Source organism: Pseudomonadota bacterium (genome assembly GCA_039028155.1).
In the GTDB taxonomy this organism is placed as follows: domain Bacteria; phylum Pseudomonadota; class Alphaproteobacteria; order SP197; family SP197; genus JANQGO01.
The window spans coordinates 17,367-38,903 of sequence record JBCCIS010000005.1 but is presented as its reverse complement, the minus strand read 5'-3'; the positions used below and the strand labels follow the sequence as shown (position 1 = coordinate 38,903).

Here is a 21,537-nt window from a genome sequence, read left to right as displayed (position 1 = left end):
CCCACCAATGATCGACCTGGACCGCGACTTTCTGGCCGGCTCGATACCACCGCTTATCACGCCGTTCCGCGACGGCGCGGTCGACCTGGACGCCTATGCCGGGTTGGTCGACTTCCAGGTCAAGAACGGCTCCCACGGGGTCCTGGTGAACGGAACGACCGCCGAACCGTCGAGCCTGACGGTCGAGGAACGCAACCGCCTGGTGGATGTCGGCATCGAAGCCAGCGGCGGTAAGGTACCGGTGGTCGCGGCCACGGGCTCGCAGTCGCTCGCTGAGACACGGTCACTCACCGAACACGCCGTCCAAGCCGGCGCCGACGCGTTGCTCATCGTTACGCCCTACTACGCCAAACCGCCGCAGCGCGGCCTCATCGAATATTACCTTGAAGTTGTGAAGGGCATCGACCTGCCGTGGATGGTCTATCACATTCCCGGCCGCACGGCGGTCAGCGTCACCCTCGATACATTGCGCGCGCTAAGCGCGGCGTCGCCAACCTTTGTCGGCATGAAACACGCGGTCAACGATCTCGGCTTCTGTAGCGAATGCCTGGCCGAGTTCGGCGATGACTTCCGCATCTTTGTCGGCCTGGAGGAGCTGTCATTCCCCATGATGGCGGTCGGTGCGAAAGGTCTGATGAACGCCGTCGGCAATCTGCGCCCCGGCGCGCTGGCCGCCATGTGCCAGGCCGTCTTCGACAGCGATCTGGCCGGCGCGCGCCGCATGCATCAGGACCTGCTTGAGATCAACAAGTCCGTCTTCTTCGACACCAACCCTATCGCGATGAAATACATGATGCGCCGGCTCGGCATCATCCCGACCAACGAGCACCGCCTGCCCATGGCGCCGGCGACGCCGGAACTCGAACAGCGCCTGGATCGGGTGCTGGCGAACGCCGGCTTGCTTGAAACCGGACGGGACGCCGCCGAATGAGGTTTGTCAGTTACCGTATCGACGGCCGGCCGGGCTATGGTCTGGTGAACGATGGCGGCATCGTCGACCTGACGCGGCGCCTTGGCGATCGACACGGTGAACTCGCCGGATTGATTGCTTCCGGCGATCTTCAAGAGGTTGAAACCTTCACCACGACGGAGCCTGACCTCGCGCTCGATGCCATTGATTTTGACCTGCCGGTCCCCCGACCCGGCAAGATCCTGTGCGTTGGCGTCAACTATGTTGACCGCAATGCCGAGTACAAGGACGGCTCCGACCAGCCGTCGTATCCCAGTCTGTTCATGCGTACGCCGGGCTCGCTGGCCGGCCATCACGAGCCAATCCTGCGGCCGCCGGAGTCCGAGCAGTTCGACTATGAAGGCGAAATCGTCATGGTCATCGGCAAGGCCGGCCGCCGCATTCCGGAGGACAAGGCCGAAGATCATGTGTTTGGCCTGACCATCATGAACGAAGGCTCCATTCGCGACTGGATGCGCCACGGCAAGTTCAACGTCACCCAGGGCAAAAACTTCGAGCGGTCCGGAGCCCTCGGGCCCTGGATCACCACGCGTGATGAGACGCCCGCCTTCGACAACCTCAACGTCATTACCCGGGTCAACGGCGAAGAGCGCCAGAACGGGCATACCGCCGATCTCCTCTTCCCGTTCTCCCGTTTGATTGCCTACATCTCGACGTTCATGGAGCTCCATCCCGGCGACGTGATTTCCACAGGCACGCCGACCGGGTCCGGCATTCGCCTTGACCCGCCACAGTTTCTGAAGCCCGGTGATACGGTCGAGGTCGAGGTCCCGGGCATCGGAACGCTGACCAACACGGTTGCCGATGAACAAGCCTAGTCCCAGGCCAAACGGCATGCGCCCTATCGAACGCTCGCTTCCGCTAAAACTCCTGCAGGCGCGTGAAGCGGTGATGGATCAATTCCGGCCCAATCTCAACGCCCACGGCGTTACCGATCAGCAGTGGCGCGTGCTGCGTGCGCTGGCCGAACACAAACGCATGGATGCCGGCGCGTTGTCGCGGCTCATCACGCTGCGCATGCCAAGCCTGTCACGCATCATGAATGACATGGAGGCGCGTGGTCTGGTCGTGAAACATCGCTCCGGCATTGACCGGCGCCTGGTCGACCTGGAGATAACGCCGGACGGCAAGGCGCTCTTTGCCGAGATGTCGAAGGAATCGGAACGGGTTTATCGAGAAATGGAACAACGCATTGGCCGCGAGACCTATGCGCGGTTGATGGACATTCTCGACGACCTGACCGATAGCCTGAGCACCGAAAGCAGACCGTCGTGAGCAAGGCGCAACCCAACATCCTCTTTATCATGGCCGACCAGTTGCGCGCCGACTACCTGGGCTGCACCGGCCATCCGGCGATCCGGACACCCAATATCGACGGTATCGCCGCACGCGGCGTGAACTTTTCGCGGGCATATGTGCAGGCGCCGGTATGCGGCGGTTCACGCATGAGTTTCTATACCGGCCGCTATGCGTTCAGCCACGGCGCCTATTACAACAACTATCCGCTGCGCATCGACGAATGCACTATCGGTGACTACCTGCGACCGCTTGGATACTGCGTCGCGCTCGCCGGCAAGACCCATGTGAAGCACGATCGCGCAACCTTCGAGCGCCTGGGCGTCGACGCCGACGAAGGCGCCGGTCTCCTGGCGCGCCAAGGTGGTTTCGAACCATGGGAGCGCGACGACGGCCTTCAGCCGGCCCCGGCCTTCGACCCTGACGCGACCTATAACCGCTATCTCTGGGACCTCGGCTACAACGCGGAAAACCCCTGGCAGGATATCGCCAATTCCGCCGAGGGACCTGACGGCGAGGTGTTGTCGGGCTGGCTCATGCGCAACGCCCGCTTGCCCGCGCGCGTCAAGGCGGAGCACTCCGAAACCGCGTTCATGACGGATCGCGCCATGGCGTTCATCGAAGACGTCGGCGACGACCCCTGGTGCCTGCACCTCTCCTACATCAAACCACACTGGCCCTACATCGCGCCGGACCCCTGGCATGCGATGTACGACGCAAACGATGTGTCACCGGCCAACCGTGACGATGCCGAACGGGTCGAGCCCAATCCCGTCTACGCCGCCTTCATGAACCATCCGGAAAGCCAGTGCTTTGCGCGCGAGGACGTCCGCCGCACCGTGATCCCGACCTATATGGGCCTGATCACCGAGATCGACCACCATGTCGGCAGACTGGTGGACTTTCTGCGAACAAAGGGGCTCGCCGAGGACACGATCGTGGTCGTGACATCCGATCATGGCGACTATTTGGGCGACCACTGGCTGGGTGAGAAGGATCTGTTCCATGAGGAGTCGGTCCGCATACCCTTGATCGTCGCCGATCCCCGAAGCACCGCAGACGCGACGCGCGGCACCATCGACGACACCTTGGTCGAAGCGATCGATCTGGCGGCGAGCTTTCTGGACATCGCCGGCGGCGAACCGGCTCCTCATCGCCTGGAGGGTCGGTCCCTGATGCCGTTGCTTGGCGGCGAGCGGTCTGGCGACTGGCGTGACGCCGTCTTCTGCGACAGCTGCTTTGCGATGCGCGAGGCGCGACTTGACCTGGGCCTCGAGCCACAGGACGCGCGCGGCTACATGGTTCGCACGCGCGACTGGAAGTATGTGCTGTTCGAAAAGAACCCACCGATGCTGTTCGACCTGACGACCGACCCGCACGAGCTGAATGACCTTGGCCGCGATCCCGGCCATGACCGCGTGCGCGCAGACATGCATGAGCGTCTGTTCGACTGGACACGGCACCGCCGGCTGCGCACGACGATCCCCGATGACGTGATTGCCGCCAACACCGGTAGGGCGCACGAAAGAGGTTACTTGTTCGGCGTTTGGTAGTGGTCCTGTTCAGGGCCGTCGTGATTTTGAAGCATCAATGCGAATCACAAACCAAAGAGCTTTAAAAAAGGGAGACTGAGATGTTGAAAAGAGCTTTTGCCGCTGGCCTGCTGGCCACCGCTGCAGCGTTAGCCCCGGGCATGGGGGTGGCTGAATATCCGGAAAAACCCGTTGAGTTCGTCGTGCCGTGGCCCCCGGGCGACCTGGAGGACGTCTTGACGCGCATGATCGCCGAGGACTTTCAGGCCGCCTATGGCGTGCCGGCCGCGGTCGTGAACAAACCCGGCGGCGGTGGCGGTCCTTTCCCGGGTGCGGTCGAGGTGGCAAACGCACCGGCCGACGGCTACACCGTCGGTTCCTTCATCATCGCGATTCCGGTAATCGGACCCGATATCGGCATCCCCGAACTCAATCCCAATCCGTTCGAACCCTTGGGCAGTTTCCTGACCTATCCGTTCGTCATCGTCGCCGGTGCCGACGCACCCTATGACGATATCGATGGCCTGGCGGCCTATGCCCAGGATAACGACGTCGCGCTGGGGCACTTTGGCGCGCCTTTGATCCCGACACAGGTGACATTCGCGCTTGCCGATTCCAAGGGTTTCGAATTCGGCTCCGATGCCGCATTCGACATGCTGGACTGCAACTCGCTGGCGTCCGGCGATGTCGATGTCATGAACACGACCTTGCAACTCGTTCTGCCGTGCATGGACCAGATCAAGGTGCTGGCCTCAATCGGCGGTGAGCGCATCAGCCTGACACCCGATACGCCGACGGTCGCCGAGCTCGAGCCCGGTCTCGACATTGCGCTGTGGAACGGCCTCTTCGTGCACAAGGACGTGCCGGCCGACGTGCGTGAGAAGATCATCGCCGTCGCAAAGGAAACGGTGCTGTCCGAGCGGGCCCAGACACTGGCCGCTGAGACCGGCGCGCTGATCTACTGGATGGATGCGGACGAAACCTCGGCGCAGATCGAGCAAGACATCCAGACGATGGGCACCATCGAAGGCATGCTGGGCGACTAAGCAAACAGCCAACGGAGCCGGCCTCGCGTTGAGGCCGGCTGCCTTTCGATCAGGCCGATCACCGCAAAGAGTGTGCGCCTGCGATAGGGAGAACACGTGGTTTAGGGGGTGACCCGTGGCGCGTTTCCAAACACTACAGGATCTCTTCAAGCGTTATCGGCGCCCGGGCGACCTGGTCTTCGCCGTTGTGTTCCTTGTCTTCTCGGTGTTCCTGCTGGCGAACCTTGGTGAGGAGACGGAGTGGACCAAGCGCACCAAGCTCTTCGCACAGCCCGGGTTCTGGCCAGCCATCTCGCTGGTGGCAATGACTCTTTTCGCGCTGCTGCATTTGATCAGTTCGGCCGTCTCGCCGCGCCTACCCGGCCGCTGGACGGAAGTCGCGTTCTGGATACGCTCGATCGAATACGCTTTGTGGTTCATGGCCTACGTGATGCTCGTGCCGCGCGCGGGTTATCTTCCGACCACCGTCGTCTTCACCGGCTTGCTCGCGTTCCGATTGGGCTATCGCGGCTGGCGGCCGATTGGCGGGGCGATGCTGAGCGGCGTCGCCATCGTCGTCGTGTTCAAGAGTTTCCTTCAGGTCAAGGTACCCGGCGGGGAACTCTACGAGGCCCTGCCGGACGGTCTGCGCTCATTCATGCTGACGTACTTCTAAGGCGGCCGGCATGGACGCTTTGCTTTCAGGAGTTGAACTGCTTGCCCGATGGGATGTGCTCGCCGCCCTCCTTATCGGCTCCATCGGTGGTGTCATCATCGGTGCGATCCCGGGCGTCGGTGCCGCTGTCGCGATCGCCATTCTGCTGCCCGCGACGTTCTCGCTCGATCCCCTCGTCGGCCTCACGATCCTGTTGGGCATCTACGGCTCGTCCATGTATGGCGGGGCGCTGCCGGCGATTTTGATCAACACGCCGGGCACCGCGGTCAACGCGCTGACAACCTATGACGGCTATCCAATGACGAAGAGCGGCCAGGCGCGACGTGCCCTGGCGCTGGCCTATTCCGCCTCGTTCTTCGGCGGCGTCTTCGCGATCATCTGTCTGATCGTGTTATCGCCGGTGCTGGCCCTGATCGCCCCGCATTTCGGCAGCCGCGAGATCTTTCTGGCCGCCTTGCTCGGCATCATCCTGGTCGTACTGGCCCATCGTGGACAGATCTTCGCCGCCGGCATGCTGGCTGCCTTTGGCATTTTCCTGAACACGGTCGGCCTGGAGCCGGTCAAGTATACCCACCGCTACACCTTCGACCAGACGTGGCTGGCTTCTGGGATCGATCTGATCGTCGTGGTCCTGGGACTCTTCGCCGTCTCGCAGGCGTTCCTGCTGCTGGTCCAGAAAGACGACCACCCGGACACCCAACCGGTCCAAGGGGCGATCTTCTCTGGCTTGAAGGAACTGCTCGGCCACAAGCGTGTCGCGTCGGTCGCCTCAAGTTTCGGCGTTCTGATGGGCATGATCCCCGGCGTCGGTGAGTTCACCGCCCAGTTCATGTCGTATACCTACGCGCAGAAGACGTCGAAGGACCCCGACAAATTCGGCAAGGGATCGCCCGAGGGACTAATCGCCGCCGAGGCCGCGAACAATGCGGTGCCGGGCGCTGCCATGATCCCGCTGTTGGCGCTTGGCATACCTGGCGAAGCGCTGACCGCCATGATGTTGTCGGTGTTCTATGTGCACAACGTCATTCCCGGCCCGCAACTGTTCCAGAACCAGATCGACTTCGTCTTCGCACTCTACATTGCGATGCTGGCGCTCAACGTCATCGTCCTGGTGTTCCTGCTGTTCTCGACCAACCAGCTGATCAAGATCATCCGCGTACCCACGCGTTTCCTGGGCGTGATCATTCTGACATTGAGTTTTGTCGGCGTTTACAGCCTTCGCAACTCCATCACCGACTGCGCGATCGCCGCCGGCCTGGGCGTCTTTGGACTGATCCTCAAGCGGCTCAATCTGCCGGTGGTGCCGATCATCCTGGGCATGGTGCTGGGCGGCATCATGGAGGTGAAACTCCGAAGCGCCATGGCGAGAGTGAACGACCCGATCGATTTCGTTGACCGGCCAATCGCCGCCATCTTGTTCGCCCTGATCCTGCTGGTGATCGCGCTGCACATCCGCACCCTGGTCGTCGAGAGGCGCAACAGGCTGAGAGACGTCGACAGCGACCTGCACGACACTCAGCAGCGCTAGATCGGTATCAGGTTAAGGCTTTACCGCATCGGGGTCCGCCGCCGCGAAGGCAGGATGCGCCCGGCAGGCTTGCGTGACCGCGCGGATCCGCGGCAATGGTTCGAAATCGATGTCCCATCGCTCGGCATTGTAGACCTGGGGCACCAGGCAGATATCGGCGAGCGAGACTGTGGCGCCGGCACAATAAGGCGCCTGCTCGAAGCCGGCCAAGAGCTGCTCGAACGCGGCCAAGCCAGGCCCGATGAAGTGTCGTGACCACGCCTTGCGCGTACCCTTGGTGCCTCCCGTCAGTTCAGACACATGGGCGGCGACAGAAACGTTGCAGACCGGATGAACGTCGACGGCGACGCTATAGGCTAGCGCGCGGACGCCTGCGCGTTCGGCCGGATCGTCGGGCAGCCAGCCCAGACCGCGTGCCTCATTCAGGTATTCGATGATCGCCAGCGATTGGGTAAACCTGTTGCCGTCGAGCTCCAGCACCGGCACCAATCCCTGAGGGTTGCGCGCCATGTGCTCGGGCGCACGATTGTCTTTCGCCACGAGATCGACCGAGACGGTCTTGTAGGCGATGCCCGCCAGGTTGAGTGCGATGCGCACCCGGTAGCTCGCCGAACTGCGCCAGAAGTCATAGAGCGTGGGCTCAGCCATCGCTGTAGGATCGCGCGGTTTCGAACAGCGCGGTCAGCCGCTCGCCATCGCCGATCTCGTTGGCCATGAGCAGCACGAGCCGTGCGTTCAAAGCATGGCTTTCGGCCTCGCTCAGTCCTTCGTGAATGCTCATCAGCGCGGCATAAACGTTGTCGCCTTCGCTACCGAGCCTGTCGTCGCCAAATGTCTGCGTGGTCATTCCGCGACCTCCTGCATCAGGGTTTCACCGGATGCCCGTGCCAAAGCCATCGACACCTGTGCCGTGTCCGGTGCTTCAAAGACGGCGGCCACGTGGCCATCCGGACGGAAGAGGTAGGCGCGTCCGTCACCGTAGTGGTCGGCGCAGAAGCCACCTTTGTCACCAAAGACCGGGTAGTCGACGCCGTCCTTGCCAACGCCCATGCGTCGCACGCCGTCCACCACCGGCAGCGTCACGTCGCCAAAACCGACCAGCGTGAAAGCGCCCTGGGCCTCGCTGATGAGCCACGTGTCGCCACGAGATCCGGACAGCGGCGCATCGCGCATGGCGCTGCCGGGAGGCACCGGCGCATCGCCGTCAGTCTGAAGCTCGTAACCGGCAAGCGAACACGGCACCGAGAGGCGCCCGGAGTTGATCAGTTTGCGGGCGAACGGCATGTCGCGGGCCAACCGCAGGACCTCACCGCGAAACAGAGCCTCGATTGGCGACTTCGGCGTCATGAAGTGGGTCGCGCGCGAGGAGTTCAGCAGGTTCTCGGTGGCACCGTGGCGGCGCTCGGAATCATAAGTCTCCAATAGCGCCTCCGGCGCCCTGCCCTCAAGCACGGCAACCAGCTTCCAGGCGAGGTTGTCGACATCCTGAATGCCCCCATTGCCGCCGCGCGCGCCGAAGGGCGAGACCACATGGGCGCTGTCGCCGACAAAGATCACGCGGTTATGCACGAAGCGCTCCATCATGGCGCATCGGAACTGATAGATGCTCATCCAGTCGAGCGTAAACGGCGTGTCACCGACCACGGCCTTGATACGCGGCAGCACGTGTTCTTCGCGCGCTTCGGCCTCCAGGTCGGTATCCGGGCGAAGCTGCAGATCGATGCGATAGATATTGTCCGGCTGTTTGTGCAGCAGCGCGGACTGGCCGGAATGGAACGGCGGATCGAACCAGAACCAGCGCTCCGGCTCCTGGGTCTCGAACGGGCTTTGCTCCATCTCGACATCGACGATCAAGAAATGCTCTTCGAAGGTCTGCCCTTCAAACGCCAGCCCCATCCGCTGACGGGTCGGAGATTTCGCACCGTCACAGGCGATGTAATAACTCGCCTCCAGCTGATAGGACCCGTCAGGCGTTTCCACGGTGAGCACGACATGGTCGCCGCGATCCTCGTGAGCGGTGACGTTGTTCTTGAACCTCAATTCGATGAGATCGGGGAACTCGCGCGCGCGCTCAACCAGGTACTGTTCAACATGGTACTGCTGCAGGTTGATGAAGGCGGGGTACTTGTGTCCCTCCTCCGGCAGCAGGTCGAAGGTGTAGACCTCGTCATCGCCATGGAACAGTCGGCCGACCTTCCACGTCACCCCCTTATCCAGCATACGCTCGCCGACACCAAGCCGGTCGAAGATCTCGAGCGTGCGCTTGGCCCAGCAGATGGCGCGTGAGCCAATTGAGACAACGTTGTTGTCGTCGAGAACCACGCTCGCCACGCCCTGTTGCGCCAAGTCGATGGCCATGGCGAGCCCGATCGGGCCTGCCCCGACAATCGCCACTGGATGGCGCGGTTCCGGCGTGATCAGACCCGGCGGCGCAACATAGTCAAAGGGTACGTATTCATAACGAGTCATGGTGTCGTGCCCCTTGCACCATCAGCCCTGCAGTTGCGCCCACATCTCCAGATCGCGCTCCGCGGTCCAGATGCGCGGCGTGTCGATACCGTTGGCCTCGTCATAGGCCCGTGACACGTTGAACGGCAGGCAATGCTCGTAGATGGCGTAGTCGGCGAACTTGGGGTCACAGACCGCGCGCACGGCATCCCAGGCTTCCTTTAGCGAACCGCCGCGCGCGGCAACCTGCACCGCGGGGCGGTAGGTGCTCTCGACAAAATCGCGGGTGTTGTCGAGCGCCGCATTGACCATCTCGGACCCGACCAAGGCGTCGCCACGCCCCGGCGAGATGGCCGAGAGGTCGAAAGCCTTGATCCTGTCGAGCGTCGTGCCCCAGTCGCTGAAGTGGCCGTCGCCGCAGTAGCAGGCCGAGTGGTATTCCACGATATCGCCGGTGAACATAACGTTCTCGTCGGGTACATGGACAACGATGTCACCGGCCGTATGGGCGCGGCCCAGATGCATGAGCTCGATCCGGCGCTTGCCCAGAAAGACAGTCATACGGTCATTGAATGTGGTGGTGGGCCAGGTGAGACCTGGAATGCTCTCATGGCCCTGGAACAGGCGCGGAAAGCGCTGAAATTCGCTGTCCCAGTCTTCCTGACCACGTTCGGCGACCATGGCGCGCGTCTTTTCGCCCATGATGATCTGATCGGCGTTGTAGGCCGAGGCGCCGAGCACGCGCACGGCGTGATAGTGCGTCATGACCAGATGGCTGATCGGCTTGTCGGTCACGCTGCGGACCTTCTCGATCACCAGATTGGCGAGACGCGGCGTCGCCTGGGCCTCGATGACCATGACGCTGTCATCGCCGATAATGACGCCGGAGTTGGGATCCCCCTCGGCGGTGAATGCCCAAAGCCCCGCGCCGACCTCGGTGAAGCTGATTGTCTTTTCTTCCAGGTCGCCTTGCGAGGCGAATGCAACGGACATGATCCCTGTCTCCCTATGTCTTGATGTCGGGGGCCGGCAGGATGGTGCCGGTGCACGTCCCGAAACCCACGCGATACCCGTCACCCCGGGCATAGCCGCTCAGCGTCAGGGTATCACCGTCTTCAACAAAGCTGCGTATCTCGCCGGTGTCGAGCGTCAGCGGGTCCTTGCCACCCCACGACAGTTCCAGCAGCGAACCGAAGCTGGACTTGTCGGCGCCGGAAATCGTGCCCGAGCCCAATAGGTCGCCGGTGTTCATGGCGCAGCCGGAGCTGGCGTGATGGGCAAGCTGCTGGGCTGAGGAGTAGTACATCTCGCGATAGTTCGTGTTGCAGATGGTGGTAGGTCGTTCGGCGTCCTTTGGCTGCATGGTCACGTGAAGCTTGATGTCATAGAGCATCGGCCCCTCCTCCTGGAGGTACGGCAACAGCGGCTTCTCGCGTTCGGGGGTCGCAACGCGGAACGGCTCCAGCGCCGCCTTGGTCACCACCCACGGGCTGATCGAGGTTGCGAACGCCTTGGCCTGAAACGGGCCGAGCGGTTGGTACTCCCAGGCCTGGATGTCACGCGCCGACCAGTCGTTGAGCAGCACGTAACCAAAGATCATCGCATCGGCCCGCTCGACCGTGACCGGTTCGCCCATGGTCGAGGGCAGCCCGACAACGGCGCCCATTTCCAGTTCGATATCCAGGCGTTTGCATGGCCCGAACGACGGCGCGTCCGCGTCCGGCGCTTTGAGTTGACCCAGAGGCCGCACCACGTCGGTGCCGCTTACGACGACCGTCGACGCCCGGCCGTTATAGCCGATCGGAATGTGCAGCCAGTTTGGCGGCAGGGCGTTTTCCGGGCCGCGGAACATTGTGCCGACGTTGGAAGCATGGTGTTGGCCGGCATAGAAGTCCGTGTACTCGGCAACCCGGAAAGGCAGGTGCAGGTCTACCTCCGCCATCGGATGCAATGCCGTCGTCACAGCCTCTTGAACCTCGGACCCTTCCGACAACAGGGCGATCAGGGTCTCGCGGACGGAAACCCAGGCCTCATTGCCCTTGGCCATGAAGGTGTTGAGCGCCGGTTCGCCAAATCCCATCGCCGGCAACAAACCGGCGATTTCAAGCGCTGCGAGGTCGAGCACCTGATCGCCGATCGCCGTGCAGCAGCGCGCCGGGTGGCCGTTGGAGAATACGCCGAACGGCAGATTGTTCAGGGGAAAGAGACCTTCCGGGTCATTGGCCGACGACACCCAGCTTCTTCGAAGGCTCATGGACGCTGCCTCATGTCCAATCGCCCTCCGGCGTGCCGTCGAAGCGCTTCTTCAAGCCATCCCAGCAGTCCTGATAACGCGCCTGAAGCGGTGCTTCGCGTGCGGCGAAGGCAGTCAATTGCTGGGGAAAGCGGGTCTCGAACATGAAGGACATGGTGTTATCGAGTTTTTCAGGCTTCAGATCCACCGTCGATGCGCCGAGGAAGGCGTCGGCATCGGGGCCATGCGGCAGCATCATGTTGTGGAGCGACACGCCACCGGGAACAAACCCTTCGGGCTTGGCGTCGTAGACGCCACAAATGTTGCCCATGAATTCCGACATGATGTTCTTGTGATACCACGGCGGACGGAACGTGTTCTCGGCGACCATCCAGCGCTCGCGGAACAGGACGAAGTCGATGTTGGCGGTGCCCTCGATACCGGACGGCGCCGTCAGCACCGTGAAGATCGACGGGTCCGGGTGATCGTGGAGGATTGAGCCAACCGGGCTGAAGGTGCTGAGGTCATACTTGCAGGGCGCGTAGTTGCCGTGCCAGGCGACGACGTCGAGCGGTGCGTGATCGATAGAGGTCTGGTGGAACGCGCCACACCACTTGACGATCACGCGTGACTTGACATCACGGTCCTCGAAGGCGGCAACAGGCGTCTTGAAGTCACGGGGATTGGCCAGACCGTTGGCACCGATGGGTCCACGCGATGGCAGGTCGAAAGCCTGACCGTAGTTCTCGCAGACGAAACCGCGTGCCGGACCGTCGACCAACTCGACGCGAAACAGCACGCCGCGCGGCAGGATGGCGATCTCCCGTGGTGCCAGATCGAAGATGCCCAGTTCTGTTGCGAAACGCAGACGGCCTTCCTGTGGAACGACCAAAAGCTCGCTGTCGGCCGAATAGAAGTACTCGTCCTCCATCGACGCGGTAACGAGATAGACGTGGGCGGCCATGCCGACCTGGGTGTTGACGTCACCGGCCGTCGTCATTGTGCGCATGCCGCTGACAAAGGTCAGGGCCTCACGCGTATGCGGCAGAGGATCCCAACGGTACTGGCCAAGGCTGATGACGTCGGGATCGACGGAGGGCGCCGACGCCCAGTATGGCAGGTCTATCTTGTCAAACCGGCCGGTATGTCTCACCGACGGCCGGATTCGGTAGCACCACGCACGCTTGTTGTGACCGTGAGGCGCGGTGAAGGCCGTGCCCGACAGTTGCTCGGCGTAGAGACCGTAAGGGCATTTCTGCGGACTGTTCATGCCTTGCGGCAAAGCGCCAGGCAGCACCTCGGTCTCGAACTCGTTGCCGAAACCCGCCATGTAACCGTCCGGCGCGCAGCCAGGACCGGATGCCTGGCGCATCACCTGGGAAGAACTTTGCTCGTTCATCACATGCCCTCGCTCATTTAGTAACTACTGTAACAGTTGCATTTGCAACTAACAAGATTTATGATTCCTGGATGAGCAAGAAGACCGATTTCGACCTCATCGAGTTCCTGCCCTATCTGCTCAACCAGGCTGCGGAGGCGTGCAGTCTGGAGTTCCGCGATACCTATCGGGAACGCTACGGCATGAGCCGGTCGGAATGGCGGGTGCTGTTTCATCTCGGCCGCTACGGCACGATGACCGCCAACGAGATCTGTGCGCGCGCCAAGATGCACAAGACCGAGATCAGCCGTGCGGTCCAAAAGCTCGCGCAACGTCGGTTTCTCGCGCGTAAGACAGACCCTGACGACAGACGCCGCGAAAACCTGGAGCTAACCGCCGCGGGCACCCGCGCGTTCCTGGACCTGAAGTCGGAAGCGGCCGATTACAACCATAGACTGACGCAAGACCTGTCAGCTCAGGAAGCCGAGGTTTTGGTCGGCGTACTTCAACGCTTGTCGAAACTTCAGTGCGTGTGAAAGCCAGCCACCCGCAACCTTGACCTCGCGAAGATAGGCGGTGACCGGACCGATCCTTACTGGCCCGAACAGGATGTCATATCGGGCATCGCCGGTTCGATGACATGCCGCTCGCGCTGGAATGGCACGGTCACGGGATCAATCTCCGCGCCGAGCTCGCGGGCATAACGATGGCCCTCGTAGTTTGCCGTCGCGATGATGCCGGGCGCCTGGCAATCGCCAACCCGGCGCAGCGTACGAATGCCGGCATCGGGCGTGCTGCCTAGAACCTCGAGGACCTCGTGATAGAGACCGTCTTCGGGCACGCGCGATGTCACCATGACCACGCCGTCGGCCGGTCGCTCGGCCTCGCGCCGCCGCAACGAGTCGACAAGCAGGACCTTCCCGGTGTCGATCGCCAGAACGGTCGCGTTGGGCAACAGGTCAACGCCGGCGTCGATGAGCCTATCTTGGTTGGCACCCTGTTCCAGTGTGTGTTTCATCCATGCGGCGATGGTTGCCTGGGGCGTTGCGAGGGTCACCTCATAGCCTTCCGTGCTCAGCAGCTCGGCGATGATGCTGGCCATGTAATAGTGGTCGTCGTCGAACACCAGGACCTTCGATCCGGACGGGCGCCGGCCGGCCATGATATCGTCGGGTGTCAGGACGTGCGCGCCGTCGGTGCCGGGAACCGGTGACGTCAGGTGGCGGCCGTAGCCATCGCGCCGCCAGGTGGCGCCCGTCGCAATCGCCACATGGTCGGCCCCTAGTTCCAGAACCTGATCTGCCGAGAGCCGGCTTTCCCGGTAAACCTCGACATTGGCCATGCGCTGGATCTGTCCGACGCGGTAGTCGCGCACGCGCGCCCATGCCGCCAAGCCCGGCAGCTTGCTCTCGCGCGTGACACGGCCGCCCAGTTCCTCTTCGGCCTCGGCCAGCGTTACGTGGAAACCGCGCAGGCCGGCCGCACGCGCCGCCTCAAGACCCGCAGGCCCGGCGCCGACGATCAGGACGTGATCTTCCGTCTCCGCGGGCGGCAGGTACTCGGGATGCCAACCCTTGCGCCATTCCTCGCTGAAGGTCGGGTTCTGGGTGCAGCGCGCCGGCGCGGTCATCTGGGTCCAGCCGACGCAGACATTGCAGCCGATGCACTCGCGGATGTCGTCGAGCCGGCCTTCCTCGACCTTCCGGGGCAGAAACGGATCGGCGATCGACGGTCGGGCCGCCCCGATCAGGTCGACGATGCCGCGGCGGATTGCCGAGACCATGGCATCAGGCGAGGTGTATCGCCCGACCGTGGAGACCGGCTTGCTCGTCACCTGCTTGACGAAGGCGACATACTCTTCCTGGTACCCTTCCGGCGCGAACCGTGACGTCTTCGAATCATTGTCCCAGTCGCTGACATTGACGTCCCACAGATCGGGCATCTCGGCCAGCATTTCGACCGCCTCGCGGCCCTCGGCGTGCCACTCCAGCCCGTCCGGCCCCATCATCTCGTCAACGGCGAAGCGCACCACGACCGCCGTGTCGCCGCCGACCGCTTCCTTGGTTTCCTCAAGCAGTTCGCGGTAAAGGCGAAGGCGGTTTTCCAGACTGCCACCGTATTCGTCGGTTCGCTGGTTGTGGCGCTTGGCGAGGAAGTGGCTGGGTACCGTGCCGTCGTGACCGGCATAGACGATGACAATGTCGAAGCCGATGTCGCGCGCCCTGATCGCGGCTTCCTTGTGCGCGCGGCGGTAGTCGCGGATGTCGGCCTTGTCCATGGCACGCGCCTGAATGGGGGCCAGGCTCCAATTCGCGGGGCGGTGCATCGGGCCGATCGGGATCTCGCGGCTGTAGAGGTTCGGGGTGTCGTGGCCGTTATGGACAAGCTCGATACCGGCGAGGCTGCCGTACCGATGCACCTCCTCGACCATGCGGCCGAGATAGACCTCGTCGCCGGTGTCCCACATGTTGGTCTCGGCATAGGGCGAGGCATCGCCGCTTGCCAGGAAGTCGCACTGCTCGGTACAGACGATGCCCCAGCCGCCTTCCGCCTTCGTGCCACGCATGCCAATCATGGCGTTGGGATAAACCCGGCCCATGCCGTTGCAATGGGGGACCTGATAGAACCTGTTGGGCGCGGTGACGGGACCGATCTGCAGCGGTTCAAATAGAATGTCGTAACGGGGATCGCGGCTCACGAGTGTTTCTTTCTGTTGTTGGCGTGTTCAAGAGTTGGCCGTCACGAACGCACCGAACGGCGCGGTCACCGGCATCCGACGATCTAGCCTGGACGCTGACCGCGCAGGTGGTGAGGGCAATGCTCGCCCGACTCAAGGACCTGAAGCATCGCTTCCCAGATCTCTCCCATATGAGAGACGATCTCTTCGCCGTGTTTACGCGCCAGGTCGGCACGTTTACCGCCGGTCAGGAAGTCGAACTCGCGTCTTGCCTCTTCCGCATACCAGCCGTTGCGATTGACCAGACTGATGTTGGCGAAACCCGCATCCTTAAGTGCCGCCTCGTAGCGGGCCGGTGACGCCATCGCGAAATCGAGCCCTTCGAGTTCGACGTAGCGCGCCATCTCAGGACTGGGCGTGCCGTCGTGGGCGATGAGCCAATCGGAGGCGGCGAACCAGCCGCCGGGCTTCAGGACCCGGAACACCTCCGCAAAGAGCAAGGTCTTGTCGGCGATGTGGATCATCGCATCCTTGGAGAAGACAACATCGAACTGCTGATCGGCAAAATCGAGCGGACCCGGTTCGACCTGCCGGATCGTGATGCGATCGGCGGCACCTGCGCCATCCGCACGCTTGCGCGCGGCCTCGCAGACTGGTGCTTCGACGTCGATGCCTGTGACATCAGCCGCACCGTGGTCCAGCGCGAGCGCGAGTGTGATAGCGCCAGACCCGCAGCCTATATCGAGCACGCGGGCTCCATCCATGTGCAGACCCTCGACAATGCGGCCGACCTCCTCCGGACCACCGGGCGATAGATAGCCATCACCCCATACTTCCCAAAGAAAAGCGGTGTAGCCATCGTCATAGAGATCTTCGTCTGTTTTATTTTCCATCGATCCAATGCCCATGATCATCGCGTCCAGTGGTTCGCGGTCGCCTTGAACGACAACCGCGAAGCCACCGGCGCGTGCCTTGTGGTTCCTGGCTCGGTTGAGACCGAACCTTAGAACCCTGCCTTCAACTCCTCCCAGCGGAGTGCGAGCACTTCAGGCTCGTTCATGGTCTGCTGGAACTGGGCGTTGGCCAGGAACTCCTCGACGTGACTGGTCTGACCGATCGACTGGAGGAACTCCTCAGAGAGCCCGTCATAGGACCTGATGTTGGAGTGACCGTAGTACCAGTTGGTGATCTCGTAATGACCAGCCTCTGGCGAAATGAATGAGTCGATGATCTCATGCGCCATCTCGTAAAAGCCGTCCTCCATCGCGGCGGGATGGATCGAGAGGCCACAGTGCCACGTGATCGCACCTTCCTTGGGCCGGGTCCACGTGATCTCCATATCGGTGCCTTCTGATTCGGCATGCTCCGCAAGTCCCGCAACGATACCGTTGTCGGACGCGGTAATGACGAGCTCGCCCGAGGCCATCGCTTGCACAGTCTCCGTGAACGAGGCCTGGAGCAAGCGGTTGAGCGGGATCTGTTCGCGCAGGAGATTCTCACATTGGATGCGTTCGTCCTCGTTCATGGTCCAAGGGACGATCCCCAGGACAAGGGCCGCGATCGCGAAGGCTTCGTAGGAGACGTTGGAGATCGCAAGGCGGCCCGAGTACTTTTCGTCCCACAACGCTTTCCAAGTCTGGTTCTCAGGATCGGCGTACTCCGGCGCGAGGTCGGTGCGGATGGCCATCGAGGTCTGGCCCCAGTCTTCGGGCACATAGACCCGCGCGCCGTCCACCGTCGAACCTGGCACATCTTTGAAAACCTGCATGACGTTCGGCCAATTGGAGAGCCGGTCGGTCTCGATCGGCGCCAGAAAGCCCGCGTCGTACCAGCGTGTGAGCGAGGGGCCGCAGGGGAAGGTCACGTGCGGATTGAATCCACTTCTCATCTTGGCGAAGGCGTTATCTTCGTCGTCGAAGAAGGCGTAGTTCGGTTCACGGCCGTACTTCTCGGTGTAATGGACCATGAACTCCGGCTCGTCATAGCCGCCCCAAGTAAAGAATACCGGGTGGTCCTCGTCGGCATCCTGGGCGAGCGCGCCCCCTGCCGTGGTGTGCATGGTCAACGAGGCAACACCGAACGAGGCCATGACGCGTTTGGCGTCGCGCCTGGTCAGTTTGCCCGCGCACAACAGGTCATGAAAACGGGCCGTCTCCATCAATGGTTTACGTGACATATCAACCTCCTCGGTTTGTTGTTGGCCTTGATTGGCACTTCGGATTTTACGTCGCGGAACTATCTATCGCTGGTCGGATCAGCCCCCGCCTTGCGCCTTTGCATTCTCCTCTGTCGCACCCTGACCGCGCGGGCTTCGCCACGTCTCTCGCGGCGGTGTATCGACCCAGGCCTCGCATTCGCCGCGGAACCCGCCGCACAGATCCTCGGTCGCGCCATGGGGCATGTAGCCGAGCAGCGCCCGCACGCGCGGACCATAGCGGGCCGCGATCTCCGGCGGCGTCGACAGGTACTGATTGACCTCCGGGCGCAGCCAACCCAGGCAATAGGTGTTGACGATCCCCAGGCGCGGCGCGTTGCTGCGGTTCTCACCGCCGCCATGCCATGTCGATCCCAGATAGAACACCGCCGAGCCCTTCGGCATCACGGTGGCCTCCCAGCCGGACACATCGGGAAGATGCCAAGACCGCAAGTAGCGGTGACTGTCCGTGACCACGCGGGTGCCGCCGTTCTCCTCGGTGAAGTCGGAGAGCGCCCACATGACCCCGACCGTCAACTCCATGCCGGCAATGTCGATCGGGTAGACGGTGTCGTCGCGGTGGAGCGCTTGGTGTTTCTCGCCCGGCAAGATCTCGATCGGCGACAGACTGCTGATCCGGTAGGTCGAGGCGAAGGGCAGAAGGATGTCGTCGAGCACCTCGATCACCAGGTCATGGTCGACCAGCTTGGCGGCGCTCGGCGCCGTCGCCAGCACGCCACCGATACGGCGGGTGAGATCGCCGTTAAAGATGCCTGCCGAGTTGAATCCCTCGGCGTCGAGCTTCGGACGTAGTTCGGCAGTAACCGCGTCGGCCAGCTCCGGATCAATGAGATTGTTGACCGCAACCGCCCCTTCGCGATGCAAGACACCAGAAACCGTTTCGGCGCCAGCAGTTCGATCAAGATAGGTCAACGGCATGTAACGGTTCTCCTTCTATAATGCTCTGAGACGTTGGGTTGTAGTTCGTAAAGTGCTTCACAATCAGACGCCGGTTTGTGCTTCGACGTCCGCCGATGTGGAGCTACGACCCTGATCGCCTTGCCAAGCGCAATCCGGCCGCAATCCTCGCGTCCCGGCCAGCGGTCGAGAGCAATGTTCGGACGGACGTGTCTGCGGTGACAAATGACTAATCGAGACTTCAGTTAACCCAGGATTAATCGTATGCTGCCTGCCGAAGCGGAAAAATCGGCCTTGGAGCACAAGGTGACGGGCCCGCACTCCGCGTGAACGGTGTCCATCGTGATGACGAGCAAGACACTCAATCTTCATGCCCTCCGCGCCTTCGAGGCTGCTGCGCGACACGAGAGCTTCAAGGACGCGGCCGCCGAACTTGCGGTGACGCCGGTCGCCATCACACGCCACATCAAGCGCCTGGAAAGCGAGCTTGGCGTGGAGCTCTTCGAGCGCTTGCATCGTAAAGTCAGACTCACCAGCGCCGGTCGCGAGTTGCACGACGACGTCGCGACCGCTTTCACCGCCATGGATCGGGGCGTCGAGCGCGCGCGGCGGCGTTCGGGGCGGCACACGCTCCACATCGGCAGCGAAACTGCCTTCGCGAAACGATGGCTTGCACCACGCCTGGAGGAGTTCCACCGCCTGCATCCGGATATCCAGATTGATCTCAGACTGCAGGACGACAGCGAAGAACTCGATGGTCTGATCTTTTATGGTTTTAGACAGCGGTTCGGTCGCGACCGCCATCTTCTGTTCGCAGAGACCGTTTTCCCCATGTGCGTGCCCATGCTGCTTCAAGGTCCCGAGCCGCTCGCGCGGCCGAGCGATCTGGCGCGCCATTGCCTGCTGCACGACGACAGCGACGACTGGTGGCAGCGTTGGTTCGACGCCGCCGGCGTTAGGGACGTCAGAGCTCGGAGTACGGAGATCTACTTTTCGCACGATCGCCTGTACGAAGCAGCTATCGCGGGCCGCGGCGTGTTGATGGGTGATGCCATGGTCTATGGTGACGATCTTGTTCACGGACGCTTCGTGCGCCTTTTTGCCCGGACCATCGAGGGTAATCAGTTTATCCTGGCGCTGCGCCCATCGCCTCAGCGACGCGCACTCGACGTCTTTGTCGATTGGATACTCGCGGCCTGCCACGCTCATAAGGAGCACATGAAGCAATTGATCGGTTAGTAGGCCACCGCCTACCACTGGCGAGCCTGCCAACGGGGTGTCGCTTCGGCAAACCGGGGACACCATCGATGACGACTTAGTTGACGCCCAGCGTCGCGGCAATCACCTGCGCCGTCTCGATGCCGGACACGAAAGCCCCATCGCAAGTGCCTTGCCCGCCATAGACCGTCGCCTCGCCGGCAAAGAACAGTCTCTCGTCGATGGCACGCTTCAGGTTGGTGCGCTGGTGGCCGTGACCGGGGCGCGCGCAGGCCCAAGAGCCCCGGGTCCAGGGCTCGCTTTCCCAGGCCGTCACGATGGAGCGGGTGACGTGTTTTCGGATGTCGTTGCCGAAAATGTCGGCGCACCTGTCGACCGCGAAATCGTGACCGGCCTGTTGACCCTGCTTCTCCAACCACACGCCGAAGCGGCCGCCGACAAAAACCGACGCGATGTTGTTACCCATGACGCAGGCGTGGACCTTCGCCATATCGCCATCGTCGTGCCAGCTCGTGTAATGGCCACGACCGTCCGGCCCGAAGACGTCCTTTTCAAAATGGACGCCCATTTTGTTTTCCGTCCCCATGGGCAGATTGTGAATGGCTTCTGACTTCCAGTCCGGCAGACCGGGCGCAAACGTGATCTCGCCCGACGCCAGGACCCCGGTCGATACGGTGCAGAGCGCGGCGCGTCCTCTAATGGTGCCCTTCGGCGTTTCGACCGTCACGCCTGGCCCGGACCAATCGATACGTTCGGCGCGCGTGTTGAGCGACACCGGTACATCGGCGCCCCATGCGGCAACCAGGTTGCCGTAGCCATTGAGAACGGGGTAGCCGAGCTCACCGACGGAGCTCGCCGAATCGGTGGTCGACACAAGATCGACATCCATGCCCCACGACGTCGCCAGAGCGCCCACATGTGGCGTCGCGTACTCGTGCTCGATATCGATGACATCGGAAATCGCCACATCCCGCTCATCATCGGCGGCGGCAGACACCGCTTCGTCACTGGTCTCGTAGTAGCGAACGCAGGCGGCGCGTTGCTGCTCGTTCAAAGGCTCGCCGTTTCTGTAGAAGCGGTGGTTATCAAGTTCGAACAGGGTGTTCTTGTCCTTACCCAGCTCAATGTCCAGGGCATCGGCAATGGGGACGAACGGGTTGACGGCGCCGCCGACCAGCCAGGCGCACCCCAGATCGAACCAGGCGCCAGGCGCAATCTCTTCGGAATAGGCGCGACCCCCAATGCGATGCGATCCCTCGATGACCGTGTACGTCAAACCTTGGCGCGTCAGTTCCTTGGCTGCCGCGAGACCTGCCGCGCCGGCGCCAACGATGATGACGTCGCAATCCGATGACACACCGTCCTCCTACCGAGCCAAGAAAAGACCGTGTTCCAGGGTCACATAATTAATTTGAGCGCTCAATCAAAAAAATAGGCATACGGT

At 62.3% G+C, this 21,537-nt stretch carries 20 protein-coding genes; 9 read left to right on the top strand and 11 right to left on the bottom strand.

Translation table 11 applies throughout. The features are described 5' to 3' along the window. The first annotated feature begins 7 nt into the window (after positions 1–7). From dapA to AAF563_03965, 7 genes are all read left to right on the top strand, one after another. The gene (dapA, locus tag AAF563_03995; GenBank protein MEM7120413.1) at positions 8–931 is read left to right on the top strand and encodes a 4-hydroxy-tetrahydrodipicolinate synthase; all 924 of its coding nucleotides are present in this window, start codon (positions 8–10) and stop codon (positions 929–931) included. Next, the gene (locus tag AAF563_03990; protein MEM7120412.1) at positions 928–1,788 is read left to right on the top strand and encodes a fumarylacetoacetate hydrolase family protein; all 861 of its coding nucleotides are present in this window, start codon (positions 928–930) and stop codon (positions 1,786–1,788) included. Before dapA ends, AAF563_03990 begins: the two co-directional genes overlap by 4 nt. Before the next feature lie 16 nt (positions 1,789–1,804). Then, positions 1,805–2,245, top strand: coding sequence for a homoprotocatechuate degradation operon regulator HpaR (gene hpaR / locus AAF563_03985; GenBank protein MEM7120411.1), 441 nt, complete (start codon positions 1,805–1,807; stop codon positions 2,243–2,245). Then, entirely contained in the window at positions 2,242–3,819 is a 1,578-nt protein-coding gene (locus AAF563_03980) for a sulfatase-like hydrolase/transferase (GenBank protein ID MEM7120410.1), read from the top strand. Before hpaR ends, AAF563_03980 begins: the two co-directional genes overlap by 4 nt. Positions 3,820–3,959: 140 nt before the next feature. Further along, entirely contained in the window at positions 3,960–4,844 is an 885-nt protein-coding gene (locus AAF563_03975; protein ID MEM7120409.1) for a tripartite tricarboxylate transporter substrate binding protein, read from the top strand. A 115-nt stretch (positions 4,845–4,959) separates the two neighbouring features. Beyond that, complete coding sequence (locus AAF563_03970; GenBank protein MEM7120408.1) at positions 4,960–5,499, top strand: tripartite tricarboxylate transporter TctB family protein; 540 nt, start codon at positions 4,960–4,962, stop codon at positions 5,497–5,499. 10 nt (positions 5,500–5,509) lie between these two features. Further along, positions 5,510–7,027 carry a tripartite tricarboxylate transporter permease gene (locus AAF563_03965; protein MEM7120407.1) on the top strand — a complete coding sequence of 506 codons (1,518 nt, stop codon included), beginning with the start codon at positions 5,510–5,512 and terminating at the stop codon, positions 7,025–7,027. Between the two features lie 12 nt (positions 7,028–7,039). Here AAF563_03965 and maiA read toward each other — a convergent pair whose 3' ends face one another. From maiA to hmgA, 6 genes are read right to left on the bottom strand one after another with little or no spacing between them, the layout of a single operon-like run. Then, positions 7,040–7,675, bottom strand: a complete 636-nt coding sequence (gene maiA, locus AAF563_03960; protein MEM7120406.1) for a maleylacetoacetate isomerase — start codon at positions 7,673–7,675, stop codon at positions 7,040–7,042. Beyond that, positions 7,668–7,874 (bottom strand): DUF2783 domain-containing protein, encoded by a 207-nt coding sequence (locus AAF563_03955; protein MEM7120405.1) that lies wholly within the window; start codon positions 7,872–7,874, stop codon positions 7,668–7,670. The genes maiA and AAF563_03955 overlap by 8 nt, the downstream gene beginning before the upstream one ends. Then, positions 7,871–9,496 (bottom strand): FAD-dependent oxidoreductase, encoded by a 1,626-nt coding sequence (locus AAF563_03950; protein MEM7120404.1) that lies wholly within the window; start codon positions 9,494–9,496, stop codon positions 7,871–7,873. Before AAF563_03950 ends, AAF563_03955 begins: the two co-directional genes overlap by 4 nt. A 21-nt stretch (positions 9,497–9,517) precedes the next feature. Next, positions 9,518–10,468, bottom strand: coding sequence for an MBL fold metallo-hydrolase (locus tag AAF563_03945; GenBank protein ID MEM7120403.1), 951 nt, complete (start codon positions 10,466–10,468; stop codon positions 9,518–9,520). Between the two features lie 13 nt (positions 10,469–10,481). Then, positions 10,482–11,729 (bottom strand): fumarylacetoacetase, encoded by a 1,248-nt coding sequence (gene fahA / locus AAF563_03940; protein ID MEM7120402.1) that lies wholly within the window; start codon positions 11,727–11,729, stop codon positions 10,482–10,484. Between the two features lie 10 nt (positions 11,730–11,739). Next, positions 11,740–13,080: a homogentisate 1,2-dioxygenase gene (hmgA, locus tag AAF563_03935; GenBank protein MEM7120401.1), complete on the bottom strand. Its 1,341-nt coding sequence runs from the start codon at positions 13,078–13,080 to the stop codon at positions 11,740–11,742. A 98-nt stretch (positions 13,081–13,178) separates the two neighbouring features. Between hmgA and AAF563_03930 the strand changes: the two genes are divergently transcribed. Next, a complete protein-coding gene (locus tag AAF563_03930) occupies positions 13,179–13,622 on the top strand; it encodes a helix-turn-helix domain-containing protein (protein MEM7120400.1) in 444 nt (147 codons plus the stop codon). 56 nt (positions 13,623–13,678) lie between these two features. Here the strand turns inward: AAF563_03930 and AAF563_03925 are convergent, their stop codons facing one another. From AAF563_03925 to AAF563_03910, 4 genes are all read right to left on the bottom strand, one after another. Next, positions 13,679–15,784: an FAD-dependent oxidoreductase gene (locus tag AAF563_03925; protein ID MEM7120399.1), complete on the bottom strand. Its 2,106-nt coding sequence runs from the start codon at positions 15,782–15,784 to the stop codon at positions 13,679–13,681. 83 nt (positions 15,785–15,867) lie between these two features. Then, complete coding sequence (locus tag AAF563_03920) at positions 15,868–16,656, bottom strand: methyltransferase domain-containing protein (GenBank protein MEM7120398.1); 789 nt, start codon at positions 16,654–16,656, stop codon at positions 15,868–15,870. A gap of 110 nt (positions 16,657–16,766) precedes the next feature. Beyond that, positions 16,767–17,939: a hypothetical protein gene (locus tag AAF563_03915; GenBank protein MEM7120397.1), complete on the bottom strand. Its 1,173-nt coding sequence runs from the start codon at positions 17,937–17,939 to the stop codon at positions 16,767–16,769. 78 nt (positions 17,940–18,017) lie between these two features. Beyond that, positions 18,018–18,896 carry a phytanoyl-CoA dioxygenase family protein gene (locus AAF563_03910; GenBank protein MEM7120396.1) on the bottom strand — a complete coding sequence of 293 codons (879 nt, stop codon included), beginning with the start codon at positions 18,894–18,896 and terminating at the stop codon, positions 18,018–18,020. Positions 18,897–19,220: 324 nt separating this feature from the next. Between AAF563_03910 and AAF563_03905 the strand changes: the two genes are divergently transcribed. Next, the gene (locus tag AAF563_03905; GenBank protein ID MEM7120395.1) at positions 19,221–20,114 is read left to right on the top strand and encodes a LysR substrate-binding domain-containing protein; all 894 of its coding nucleotides are present in this window, start codon (positions 19,221–19,223) and stop codon (positions 20,112–20,114) included. A gap of 76 nt (positions 20,115–20,190) precedes the next feature. On the opposite strand, the gene AAF563_03900 is transcribed toward AAF563_03905, so the two are convergent. Then, the gene (locus AAF563_03900; protein MEM7120394.1) at positions 20,191–21,450 is read right to left on the bottom strand and encodes an NAD(P)/FAD-dependent oxidoreductase; all 1,260 of its coding nucleotides are present in this window, start codon (positions 21,448–21,450) and stop codon (positions 20,191–20,193) included. Positions 21,451–21,537: the final 87 nt, after the last annotated feature.